General features: G+C 70.0%; 12 protein-coding genes. 5 read left to right on the forward strand and 7 right to left on the reverse strand.

The window, feature by feature from the left end; genetic code table 11:
• Positions 1 to 161 precede the first annotated feature (161 nt).
• A complete protein-coding gene (locus L324_RS11550) occupies positions 162 to 662 on the reverse strand; it encodes a DIP1984 family protein (protein ID WP_235783494.1) in 501 nt (166 codons plus the stop codon).
• A 132-nt stretch (positions 663 to 794) separates the two neighbouring features.
• Here L324_RS11550 and L324_RS11555 point away from each other — a divergent pair, with 132 nt between their 5' ends.
• Positions 795 to 1208, forward strand: coding sequence for a four-helix bundle copper-binding protein (locus L324_RS11555; protein WP_037306309.1), 414 nt, complete (start codon positions 795 to 797; stop codon positions 1206 to 1208).
• A gap of 51 nt (positions 1209 to 1259) precedes the next feature.
• On the opposite strand, the gene L324_RS11560 is transcribed toward L324_RS11555, so the two are convergent.
• Both L324_RS11560 and L324_RS11565 read right to left on the reverse strand, forming a co-directional pair.
• The gene (locus tag L324_RS11560; RefSeq protein WP_037306310.1) at positions 1260 to 1676 is read right to left on the reverse strand and encodes a CBS domain-containing protein; all 417 of its coding nucleotides are present in this window, start codon (positions 1674 to 1676) and stop codon (positions 1260 to 1262) included.
• A 62-nt stretch (positions 1677 to 1738) separates the two neighbouring features.
• A complete protein-coding gene (locus L324_RS11565) occupies positions 1739 to 2932 on the reverse strand; it encodes a zinc-dependent alcohol dehydrogenase (RefSeq protein ID WP_037306312.1) in 1194 nt (397 codons plus the stop codon).
• 98 nt (positions 2933 to 3030) lie between these two features.
• On the opposite strand from L324_RS11565, the gene L324_RS11570 reads away from it, so the two are divergent.
• Positions 3031 to 3390, forward strand: coding sequence for a VOC family protein (locus L324_RS11570; protein ID WP_037306314.1), 360 nt, complete (start codon positions 3031 to 3033; stop codon positions 3388 to 3390).
• Positions 3391 to 3413: 23 nt separating this feature from the next.
• Here L324_RS11570 and L324_RS11575 read toward each other — a convergent pair whose 3' ends face one another.
• Positions 3414 to 3614, reverse strand: a complete 201-nt coding sequence (locus L324_RS11575) for a hypothetical protein (protein WP_037306315.1) — start codon at positions 3612 to 3614, stop codon at positions 3414 to 3416.
• 129 nt (positions 3615 to 3743) lie between these two features.
• Here L324_RS11575 and L324_RS11580 point away from each other — a divergent pair, with 129 nt between their 5' ends.
• Positions 3744 to 4250: a GNAT family N-acetyltransferase gene (locus L324_RS11580; RefSeq protein WP_063624588.1), complete on the forward strand. Its 507-nt coding sequence runs from the start codon at positions 3744 to 3746 to the stop codon at positions 4248 to 4250.
• Here L324_RS11580 and L324_RS11585 read toward each other — a convergent pair.
• Entirely contained in the window at positions 4175 to 5110 is a 936-nt protein-coding gene (locus L324_RS11585; protein ID WP_037306317.1) for a DMT family transporter, read from the reverse strand. The two genes, L324_RS11580 and L324_RS11585, sit on opposite strands and share 76 nt — an antisense overlap.
• A gap of 453 nt (positions 5111 to 5563) precedes the next feature.
• Between L324_RS11585 and L324_RS11590 the strand changes: the two genes are divergently transcribed.
• A complete protein-coding gene (locus L324_RS11590; protein ID WP_235783495.1) occupies positions 5564 to 7846 on the forward strand; it encodes a helix-turn-helix domain-containing protein in 2283 nt (760 codons plus the stop codon).
• A gap of 77 nt (positions 7847 to 7923) precedes the next feature.
• Here L324_RS11590 and L324_RS11595 read toward each other — a convergent pair whose 3' ends face one another.
• Positions 7924 to 9147: a cytochrome P450 family protein gene (locus L324_RS11595; RefSeq protein WP_037306319.1), complete on the reverse strand. Its 1224-nt coding sequence runs from the start codon at positions 9145 to 9147 to the stop codon at positions 7924 to 7926.
• 140 nt (positions 9148 to 9287) lie between these two features.
• Between L324_RS11595 and L324_RS11600 the strand changes: the two genes are divergently transcribed.
• Positions 9288 to 10826 carry a GGDEF domain-containing protein gene (locus L324_RS11600; protein ID WP_037306320.1) on the forward strand — a complete coding sequence of 513 codons (1539 nt, stop codon included), beginning with the start codon at positions 9288 to 9290 and terminating at the stop codon, positions 10824 to 10826.
• Positions 10827 to 10847: 21 nt separating this feature from the next.
• On the opposite strand, the gene L324_RS11605 is transcribed toward L324_RS11600, so the two are convergent.
• Complete coding sequence (locus L324_RS11605) at positions 10848 to 11804, reverse strand: phosphatase PAP2 family protein (RefSeq protein ID WP_037306321.1); 957 nt, start codon at positions 11802 to 11804, stop codon at positions 10848 to 10850.
• Positions 11805 to 11831 lie beyond the last annotated feature (27 nt).

Genomic DNA, 11831 nt, shown 5'->3' on the forward strand with positions numbered 1-11831 from the left:
ACTGTGCCGTTTGCGCCGTCACCTGTGCGCCGTGCTGGGCTGAGTTGTGATCGGGGAGTCGAACCCCACGCTGCCCACCACGTACCAGGCGAGCCGGTGAAACCGCCGGCCCTCGGCTTGTGCCCGCTTCCCGGAGGGCTACCCGCTTTCCACGTCCGGCCTCAGTCGAGGAGGTCGGTTTCCCAGTTGACGCGCTGGATCCGGACGTCGACCGCCCGGATCTCCTCCGCGACCCGGTCCGCGCGCGACCGCAGTTCCGCGACGGGGAGCGCGGAGAAGTACCGCAGTTCCGAACGGAGTTGACGGCCGTAGCCGCCCTGGTTGCGGCCCGCCGCGGCGTCGGCGGCCGCGGTGAGGACGCCGTGCCGGAGGCGGAGGACGTCGCGGCGCGCGATCGCGTCGGTGATCGTGCCTTCCCCGAGCGGGGTCGCGGCGTTCGTCCGGTTGATCCGCTGGATCAGCGATTCCAGTTCGTCCAGCGTTGTTTCGGCTTCGGCGAGCAGGGCGACCGCGTCTTCGGCGGGCTCCTCACCCTCTTGGTGCCGCGCGTTGTCGACGATCCGGGCGCGCAGTTGCTCCACCTTCTTCGTCGCGTCGGCGCGCAAGGCGAGCGCTTCGGCCAGCTTGATCCGGTTGGCACCGGCTCCCTTCGTTTCGGACATGCCGGAAGTATCGCGAAGATCGACGGGGAGAGCATTCGATTTTCCGGCTGAAGACGCCGAGATCCCTGCTTCCCCAGGTGTGGAAACGGGCCGGACGGGGTACTCCTCCAGGCCCGAATCCAGGAGGTGTGGATGACCACGACCGACGACATGCTGCGCAGCCATCCCGGCGACCTGGCCCCACTCGACGAGGGGGCGCTCGCGCGCTGCGTCGAAGCATGTCTCGCGTGCGCCCAGGCGTGTGTCGCCTGCGCGGACGCCTGTCTCTCCGAGCCGGACGACGTCGTCCCGGCCTTGCGCGCCTGTATCCGGCTGACCCAGGACTGCGCCGACTTCTGCACGGCGGCCGCGAGAGCGGTCTCCCGCCAGACCGGCGCCGACCACACGGTGCTGCGCGCGGTCCTGCGCGCCTGCGTGACGATCTGCGGTGCCTGCGCACGCGAATGCGAGACCCACGCCGGACGGCACGACCATTGCCGCGTCTGCGCGGAACAGTGCCGCGCGGGCGAGAAGGCCTGCCAGGACCTGCTCGACACCTTGCCCTGACACGAAAGGGGCCCCACGCGTGCGGGGCCCCCTTTTCCGTGACGGCGGAACTCAGTCGTAGGACAGCGCCTCGACCAGTTCCCCGCTGTCCGGGTTGGGCAGCGCCTTGGCCACGTCGGCCTGCGCGACGATCCCGACGAGCTTGTGCCCGTCGATCACCGGCAGCCGCCGGACCTTGTGGTTCGCCATGGTGCGCATGATCTCTTCGGCGTCGTCGTCCGCACCGATCGTCACCGCTTCACCCTGCGCCAGTTCCGAGGCGTGCAAAGCCCTCGGGTCCTTGCCCTCGGCCAGGACCTTCACCACGATGTCGCGGTCGGTCAGCATGCCCTGGAGCTTGCCGTCCTCCCCGCAGATCGGCAGCGCGCCGACCGAGTGGGAGGCCATCTTCTTCGCCGCTTCGAGGACGGTTTCGGAGCCGGACACACAGGTCGCGTCCGCTGTCATGATGTCCCGCGCGGTAGTCATCCTTCACTCCCTTCGTTGAGGATCCGCTGCTATCGGGTACCCGCTGCGCGCGAACCGACACCTCAAGCCGCCGAAGGCCGCAGAAGGATCTTGACCGCGCCGTCCTGTTTCTTCTGGAAGATCTCGTAGGCGTGCGGCGCCTCGTCCAGCGGCAGCTTGTGCGTCGCGAAACCCTCGACACCGAGGGGGTCGGCGTCGTCGGTGACCAGCGGCATGACGTCGTCGATCCAGCGCCGGACGTTGGCCTGCCCCATCCGCAGCGTGATCTGCTTGTCGAACAGTTCCATCATCGGCAGCGGGTCGAGCATGCCGCCGTAGACACCGCTCAGCGAGATCGTGCCGCCACGCCGGACCGCGTCGATGGCCGCGTACACCACGCTGAGCCGGTCGATCGCGGCCTTCTCGGTGATCTTCGCGCCGATCGGATCGGGCAGGAGGCCGACGAGGTTCTGCGCGAGCCGCCCGACCGGGGCGCCGTGCGCCTCCATGCCGACGGCGTCGATCACCGAGTCCGCTCCCCGGCCGTCGGTGGCCTCGCGGATGAGGTCGCCGATGTACTTGTGCTCGCGCGTGTCGTAGGTGACGACCCCGGCCGCGGCCGCCTTCGCGAGGCGTTCGGGCACCAGGTCGATGCCGATGACCTTGCCCGCGCCCCGGTGTTTCGCGATGCGGCAGCAGAACTGCCCGATCGGGCCCAGCCCGAAGACGACGACCGTGCCGCCCTCGGGGATGTTCGCGTAGTCGACGGCCTGCCACGCCGTCGGCACGACGTCGGACAGGTAGACGAACCGCTCGTCCGGCGGGCCGTCGGGCACCTTGATCGGGCCGTACTGCGCCTGGGGCACGCGCAGGTATTCGGCCTGGCCACCGGGAACCTGGCCGTAGAGCTTGGTGTAGCCGAGCAGCGCCGCGCCCTTGCCGCGGTCGGTGACCTGCGTGGTCTCGCATTGCGACTGCAGGCCGCGCTCGCACATGAAGCAGTGGCCGCAAGAGATGTTGAAGGGCACCACGACGCGGTCGCCGGGCTTGAGGCCCGTCACCTCGCTCCCGACCTCTTCGACCACGCCCATCGGCTCGTGCCCGAGGATGTCGCCCTCGTCGATGAAGGCACCGAGGACCTCGTACAGATGCAGGTCGGACCCGCAGATCCCGGTCGAGGTGATCCGGACGATGGCGTCGGTCGGTTCGACCAGCTTCGGATCGGGCACGGTGTCCACCCGGACATCGCGTTTGCCGTGCCAGGTGACGGCCTTCATGATGCTCCCTCCGGCGAATGCGGCGAATGGCTCTGTCGCCCGCCGGATGCCCGGATGCGCATCCGGCAAACCTCGCCGGTCCGTGGCACCGTGGAAGGATGCGAACCCGGATGCTCGCCGTCGCCGTCGACTGCCGAGAAGCCGAAGCACTGGCCGCGTTCTGGAAGGAGGCACTCGGCTATCCCGAAACCGAGCGCTGGACCGACGGCCACGGCGTGACCTACGTCGAAGTGAAGAGCCCTGGCCTGCCGAGCCTGCTCTTCCAGCCGGTCCCCGAGGAGAAGTCCGGCAAGAACCGGCTGCACCTCGACCTCGCCCCGACCGAACTCGAGCAGCGCGAAGAGGTCGCCAGGCTCGTGTCACTCGGCGCCAAGATCATCGACGACCCCGAGTCCGACCACTGGGTGGTCATGAGCGACCCGGAAGGCAACGAGTTCTGCGTGCTGCCCCGGCACTGAGGCGTCCTGTGTCCCGTGTGGACTCAGGCGGCCTCTTCGCCGGATCCGGTCGCGGGCGCGGCGTGCAGCCCGAGCATCTCCAGCAGCATCCGGCAATCGGTCGCGTCGCGGGCGTTCGCGACCACCGTTTCGGTCGCCTTGCGCAGCACGGCCGCGCGCACGGCCGTTTCCCCGCCGTCGACCAGTTCCCCGGCCGGGCGCAGTGCTTCGTACGGGTTCCCCATGACCCACCTCCACCCTTCCCTTTCGTTGATACCTGATTTCGGCTGAGAACACCCCCTGTTTTCTTGCGGTTCCCGGCGCCGCTCACGTTCTAGACTGGCGCCACTCGAAACGAGCGGACGGAGCGGGAACTGACCACCGAGTTGCGCGGGGAGATCGTGATACTGGCCCCGGTCACCGAAGCCCACGTCCCGGAACTGCGGCGGATCATCGGCACGGCCGAGGTCAGGGCGCGCTGGGGCTCGGTGGACGATTCCCCCACCTGGCCGTTCGACGACCCCCTGACGACCTGCTTCACCGTCCTGGAAGACGGCGCCGTCCGGGGCCTGGTCCAGTACGGCGAAGAAGAGGACCCGATGTACCGGCACGCGTCGGTCGACCTCTTCCTCGACCCGGCGGCGCACGGCCGCGGGCTGGGCACGGACACCGTCCGCACGATGGCCCGCCACCTCGTGCACGATCGCGGGCATCACCGGCTGGTGATCGACCCCGCCGTGGACAACGACGCCGCGATCCGCTGTTACAAGGCCGTCGGCTTCCGCGAGGTCGGCGTGATGCGCCGTTACGAACGCGACACCGAGGGCGACGGCTGGCACGACGGGTTGCTGATGGACTTGCTCGCCGAAGACCTCACGTAGCGCGTCAGCGCGACACCGAGCAGCACCACCGCCATCCCGGCGAGCACGCGCGGGCCGAGGTCCTCGCCGAGGACCACCGCGCCCAGCGCGACCGAAACGACCGGCAGCAGGTAGCCGACCGTCGCCGCGGAGGTCGCGCCTTCGTCCTCGATGAGCCGGTAGTTGAGATAGAAGGTGACGCCGGTGCCGAAGATCCCGAGGACGACGACGGCGATCAGCGCGGTCACGTTCAGCGGCCCGGTCGGCGTCGCGTCGAACGGCAGCGCGAGCGCGCTGAGCCCGGTGGCGGTCAGCAGCTGCGCGGCCGAGATCGCGATCGGCCCGCCCTCGCCGACGAGTTTCCGTCCCATGTAAGCGAAAGCGACGGCATAGCTGACACCGGCGCCGAGCAGGGCCAGCGTCCCCCAGCCGAGCAGGCCGCTCTTCTGCCACGGCGCGAAGATCAGCAGGATCCCGGCGAAACCGAGGACCAGCCCGCCGACCCGGACCGGCGTGACGCGGCGTTCGCCGCCGATCCCGATGCCGATCAGCAACGACCACAGTGGGGTCGTCGCGTTCATCACCCCGGCGACCCCGGAATCCACGGTCAGTTCACCGATGCTGAACAACGCGAACGGCAAGGCGTTGCAGAAGAAGGCGGCGACGAGCAGCCTGCCCCAGATCCGGCGGCCCCGCGGAAGGCGCTGTCCGGCCCAGCGGCTCAGCACGAGGAGGACGGCCGCGCCGAGGGCGCAGCGGACGACGGTGACCTGGATGGGCGACAGCCCGGTCAACGCGAGTTTGATCCACAGGAATCCCGATCCCCACAGGAGGGCGAGAACGCCCATCCGGACCAGGGTTCCTGGCGCGCCGATGCTCACGTTGATCCTTTCGCCGGGCTGCTCGATACCTCTCCAAGCTGCCTCGGCGAACCCGACAGGACAAGTGAAAAGATCTTCACCGACGTTAAGGGGTGCTACATGTTCCGAACGGTCACGGCCGTGGCCGCCGGGAAGGCGACCACGACCGGCTCCGAGGAGATCAGTACTCGCCCGGTTGCTCGCAAGGCGGAACAGGGCCTGCTCACATTTCACGGTCGCGCATGATCCACCTCCCTCTCGACGGGCGCACCGGTGGGGAACGGGCGCGTTCTCGCACAGTTTGGAGGCTTTCTTTCCTTCTCCGCACACCCGGTGGCCGTGTTGTGACCCATGTAATGGGAAGGTTGTCGCGCGCGGAGCCATTCCGCCCAGCGTCGAATCGGCAGATGGCCCTGCCCGCCGTCGCGCCGGTATGGCACGATCTGCCGCGGAGCAGGGAGAAAGGTGCTTCTGGTGACCGAGAATTCCGGCTCGGCCAGATCCGGGGAAACCGGGAAAGCACGGGCGGAACCACGGCCGGTTTCGACGGCCGCGTGGGCGTTCGGGCGCGCATTGCGGCAACGGCGGCAGGCGAAAGGCCTGGCGCTGCGCGAACTCCAGAAACTCGCCTATGTCGACAAGAGTCTCATCAGCCGGGTCGAACGGGGGCTCACCCCGCCGAGCGCGGAATTCGCCGAAGCCTGTGATCGCGCGCTGGAGGCGGGCGGGACGCTCATCGTGCTCGCCGAGGCCGCCCGCGCGGAACCCTACGTTCACCTTCCCCCGCCGCCGAGCCATTTCGTCGGCCGTGAAGAACACTTCGCGCTGCTCGACGAAAAAGTGTTCGAAGGACCGGCCAAAGTGGTCTTCGTGGCCGGCCCGCCCGGGGTCGGTAAGACCGCGCTCGTCCTGAAATGGGCGAACCGGCGGCAGGAGGAATTCGACGGCGTCCTCTGGTCGGATCTGCGCGGATACGCGGCGGGTTCCCCCGCCCAGCCCGCCGACATCCTCGACGATCTCCTCCGCTGCGTCGGCGTGCGCCCCGACCGGATCCCCGCCGAGGAGCACATGCGGCTCGCGCTCCTGCGCGGTCTGCTGCGCGGCCAGCGCACACTCGTCGTACTGGACAACGCCCTCGACTCGCACCAGGTACGGCCGGTGCTGCCCGGCACCCCGGACACCACCGTGCTGATCACCAGCAGACGACGGCTCTCCGGCCTGGTCGTCGGCAGCGGCGCGGTCCAGGTTTCCTTGGAGCCACTGGAAGATCTCGAAGCGACGCGGCTCATGGCCGACCTCATCGGCGACGAACGCGCGGCGGGTGATCCCGAAGGCGTCGGCAGGCTCGTCCGGCTGTGCGCGGCGCTGCCGCTGGCGGTGAACATCGCCGCCGAACGGGTCGCCACCCATCCGCACCAGAGCGTCGGGGACCTCGCCCGCGAACTCGTCGCCGAGGGACGGCGGCTGGAACTGCTCGCGGTCGACGACGACGCCGTCGGGGTCCGTGCCGCCTTCAGCTGGTCCTACCGCGCGCTCGACGCCGACACCGCCCGCATGTTCCGGTTGCTCGGCCTCCACCCCGGCCCGCGGTTCACCGCCGCTGCGGCCGCCGCGCTCGCCGGACTGCCCGAACACGACGCGAGACGCCTTGTCGACAAACTCGTCCAGGCGCATCTCGTGCAGCAGGTCGGCGCGCGGTACTACCGGTTCCACGATCTGCTCCGCGTCTACGCCGCCGAAGAGGCCACCGCCGGACAATGGCGGGACGAGCGGCAGGCGGCGGTATCCCGGCTGACCCACTGGTACCTCTACGCGGCCAACGCGGCGAGCTGGACGCTGACCCCGGCCCGCGACCACCACGTCGACCTCGGCCCCGCCCCCGAAGGCGTCGAGCCGTTGCGGTTCGCCACCTTCGACGAGGCCTACATCTGGTGCGCGTCGGAGATGCCGAGCATCACCGGCGTCGCGCGGCTGGCGCTGGACCACGGGCTGTACGAGATCGGCTGGCGGCTGCCGGTGGAGATGTTCGACTACCACCTGCTCGGCAGGCCGTGGCAGACCTGGATCTCCAGCCACGACGTGGCCATCGAGTCCGCGAAGGCGGGCGGCGACCTCGGCGGGCTGGCGTGGTCGGCGATCAACCTCGCCGAGGCGCACCGGCGGCGCGGCGACCTCGACCGCGCGCACGAGCTGTACAGCCAGGCCGTCGGCATCTCCGACGAGATCGGCGAGAACCCGAGTCTCGGCTGGGCGCTGGTGGGTCTCGGCAACATCGCGCACGAACGCGAGGACTACGCCGAAGCCGTCCGCCTGGTCGAACAGAGTGTGGAGGTGAACGCGCGGATCGGGTACCAGCTCGGCGAAGCGACCGCGCGGGTCCACCTCGGCCGCGCCTATCGCGACCTCGGCGACCGCGACCTGGCCCTCGACCACGGCCGTCGCGCCCTGGACGTCTACGCGAAGGACGCCGACCAGCACGGCATGGGCTTCGCGCTGGTGCCGCTGGCCCGGACCTGCCGCCGCTTCGGCGACCTGGAGCAGGCGCTCGAGTACTGCGAGCAGGCCCTGACCGCCTACCGGAACTGCGGCGACGTCTGGGGCCAGGCCGACGCGCTCGACGAACGCGGCTGCGCGCTCGCCGCGCAGGGCAACCCCGAAGCGGCGAGGGCGGCCTGGCGGGACGCGCTCCAGCTCGTCATGGACCTCGACGACCGGAAGGCGAGCGTGCTGCGAGGCCGTCTCGAAGGTTCGGCCTAGCCCTCGGACACGATGGTCGTGAGTGGTAAGTGCCGTTAGAACGGCACTTACCACTCACGACCACCTGGGCACGTGGCTCAGCCGAGCGTCACCGGCAGGTGGTGCAGGCCGCGGGTGATCGCGCTCGGCCACCAGACGAGCCGGTCTTCGGACACGGTCAGCGTCATCGACGGTGCGCGGTCGAACAACGTCTCCAGCGCCGCGGACGCCTGCATCCGCGCGAGCGCGGCGCCGATGCAGATATGCGGGCCGAGACCGAAGGCCACGTGCCGTACCGGCCGCTCGCCCGGGCGGAAGGCGAGCGGTTCGGGGTGGACCTCCGGGTCGCGGTTGGCCGCCAGCAACGACAACAGGATCGGGTCGCCCGCCTCCATACGCCGCCCGGCCAGTTCCATCGGCTCGGTGACGAAACGCCAGCTGGTGTTCTGCAACGGGGTGTCGCGACGCAGGACCTCCTCGATGACGAGCGTCAGCCGCGAGCCGTCGGCGCGGACGCGGGCCGCCTCCTCCGGATGCGTGATGAGGGTCAGCGCGGTGGACGCGATGAGACTGATCGTGGTCTCGTGCCCGGCGATCAGCGTGAGGAACGCCGTCGCGGCGACCTCCTCCTCGGTGAGCTTTCCGGCGGCCTCCTGCGCGAGCAGATCGCTGATCAGGTCCGCGCCGGGTTCGGCCCGTTTCCGCGCGACGACGCCGGCGAGCAGTTCGTCCAGGTCGTCGGTCGCCTTCAGCATCGACGGCATGTCGGTGACGTCGCCGGCGGCGACCACCAGCGCGGGCGGGCGGACCTCGTCCAGGAGGGTGTCCGGGATGCCGATCAGCTCGCAGATCGACCGGATCCCCAGCGGGTAGGCGAAATCCTCGACGAGGTCGCCCTCGCCGCGCTCCAGGATCGGGTCGAGCAGTTCGTTCGCCAGCTGATGCGTACGGTCACGCATATGCTGCAGCCGCCGCGGCCCGAACGCGCCGGCGCACGCCTTCCGCAGCCTCGCGTGTTCGTCGCCCTCGACGTTGTTCATATGCCCGATGAGCGTCGGCCGGTGGTCCGCGGGCAGTCCGAGATTGGCCTTGCGCCAGTGGTCCGCGGCCACGGACGGGCATTTCGACAACCGGGGGTCGGCCATCGCGGAGACGACGTCCGCGTGCCGGGTCAGCAGCCAGGTCCAGGTGTCGCCGGGCAGCGGAAGCCGGAACGCCGGGGCGTTCGCACGCAGCCATTCGTAGGCGGGTGAGGGATCCCGGTCGAATTCCGGCCCGAACATGACCGGGCCCGCTTCGGCGTCGTATGCGGCGTCTGGCATACGAGCCACCCTGCCAGCTTGTGGCGGCACCGAGTACGGCGAACGCAGGTATTGCCCTGTCTCACGCGATCGTCAACGCGGTCCCCCTGTCACCCTCTTGTGGTGACCAGCAAGATCGAGGCGGGTGCGGTGCGTAACGGATGGAGGTGGCCCTCGTCAGCGACTTCGGGCTACGGGAGGAACTGAAGACCGGTGACCGTGACGTGGTCTCCGAGCGGGAGACCGGGTCGGTCCGCGGGTTCGCCGACACCGTCGGGCTCGCCGCCGCCCGCGTCTGGCGGCTGCGAAGCCGTGCCTGGAACACCCTGCGGCATCCGGCGGGCTGGGAACTGTGGCGGCTGCCGCCCGCGGCCGTCGTCTGGATGCTCGGCACCGAACTCGCCGTCGCCGGGTGGGCGCTGTACAGCGTTTTCAAGGCCTCCGCCACCACCACGGACCTCGTCCGCTTCGGCGTGATCGCGGGCTGCGCCATCTGGTACCTCGTCCAGACCCAGCATCCCGAGGAACAGCGGCGCGCCGACGACCGGCGCGGCGAGCACATCGACCAGACCGCGGTCTGGCTGGGCAGCGCGGCCGTCCTGCTGCCGCCCGCCTACTCGCTCACGCTGCTGCTGATGGTCCGCGTCCAGCGCTACTCCATCGCGCACAAGGCGATGACGACCTTCCTGTTCACCACCGCCGCGCACGCCGCGTCCATCCTCGGCGTGCACACGATCATCGAACTGACGGCGCTGCACACCTGGCTCGAATCGGGCACGCTCCCCCAGCGGCCCGGCGACATCCTGTTCGCCGCCGTCGCGCTGGTGGGCACCGCCCTCTGGTACTTCGCGTCGCAGACCCTCCTGATCAGTATCGCGCGCGGCCTGGCCTGGGGCGGCTGGCGACGGCAGAAACTGATCGGCAGCTGGGCCGACAACGCGGACTTCGTCTACGCGCTGCAACTCGCCGCGTGCACCACGATCCTCGGCGCGGTCAACATCGCGCTGGTGCCGCTGGTGATGATCGGCGTCGCGCTGCGCTCGACCCGGCTCTCGCAGGCGCTGGCGGACACGATCGCGCGCAGCCAGCGCGACCGGAAGACCGGCCTGCTGACCGAGGACTCCTTCCACGCGCCCGCGGCGTTGAGGCTGCTCGAAGACCAGACCGACCGGCGGCCGACGGCGTTCCTCATGCTGGACCTGGATCATTTCAAGCAGTGGAACGACAAGTACGGGCATTCCGGCGGCGACATCGTGCTCGGCTGCGTCAGCGCGGTACTCCGGCAGAACACCCGCGCTTCCGACGTCGTCGGGCGCTGGGGCGGCGAGGAGTTCGCGGTACTGCTGCCGGACACCACCCGCGAGGAGGCCATGCGGGTCGCCGAGCGGATTCGGGAGGCCGTAGCCAAGACCGCGATCACCGGGCTGACGGAACTCGCCAGCGGGCACGCCACCAACGAACCCCGCGCGGTGGGCCCGATCCACGGCTGCACGGTGTCGATCGGCGTCGGGCTTTCGCCCGAGCACTCGACGGATTACGGCGAGCTGTTCCGTGCGGCGGACTCGGCGATGTACGCGGCGAAGCGGGCCGGGCGGAACCGGGTCGTTCTGGCCCCTTCGGCGTCTTCCGCGCCCGAACCACCCTCGCCCAGGGCCCCGACCTCGCCGCTGAGCCGGGCAGGCGACTCGCGCCGGGAGTGACGACCCCACGCATTTAGTCCTCTAGATGCGTTCGGGGCGCTGCACGAGGCGGGTTTCGAGCAGGTCGTCGACGACCCGGGTCTCCACCCCGGTCCGCCGTTCGAACGCGGACCCGCGCAGCGGCCACAGCGTGACCAGCACGATGCCCACCGCGGACAGCGCGCCCAGCACCAGCGCGGCGACGAACTGGGCGGCACCGGCGGTCGCGGTGTTCAGCACCGCGAACCCGATCAGCACGATCCCGGTCGGCGCCACGGTGGCCAGGGCCACGAGGACGGCGGGCGTGCGGCGGAGGTCCCGGCGCCGCGTGGTCAGCCAGGCGGCGAGGAGGCAGGCGAACGACGCCCCCAGCAGGCAGGCGCCCGCCGTGTCGCTCAGCCGGTGCCAGCCCAGCGCGATGGTCGACGACGCGACCCAGGCGACGGCGATACCGCCCGTCCCGATGATCGCCGGGCGGAACCGTTGGGGCAGAACAAAAGTGAGCGCCATCAGGATCGCCATGGCGGCACTGACGTGGCCGCTCGGGAAACTGTTGTGCCCGGGACCGTAGCCGCCGTCGGGCAGTTCGGGGCGTTCGAGCAGGTACAGCTTGAGCAGCTGTGCGGTGACGAGCGGGAGTACGAGGACGCTCAGCGCGGGAACGAGGAGACCGGGTTTGCGTCGGAGGAGGGCCAAGCCGACCAGCACGATGGCGGCCGCGCCGAGCACCAGCACCATGTCCTGCTCCCGCAACGGTCCCGCCCAGTCCATTGTGGACCAGCGGCCGGACTGCGCGCTGCGGACTACGCCGTTCTCCGCGAGCTGTCCGGCCGACGTGTGCACGAACAGCACGTAGGTCACGACGAACGCGGCGGCCAGTCCCAGTCCGGTGGCGAGCTGGAACACGGCCCTGGACAGGGTGAGCCTGGCCTCGGCGTGCCGTCCGGGCGCGGGACGGTGGGCGGGGGTCGGCTTCGTTTCGTGGGTGAGTACGGCCATGGGTCCCACTGTCCCCACGGCGTTTAG

The sequence above is a fragment of the Amycolatopsis orientalis DSM 40040 = KCTC 9412 genome, from assembly GCF_000478275.1.
GTDB lineage: Bacteria > Actinomycetota > Actinomycetes > Mycobacteriales > Pseudonocardiaceae > Amycolatopsis > Amycolatopsis orientalis.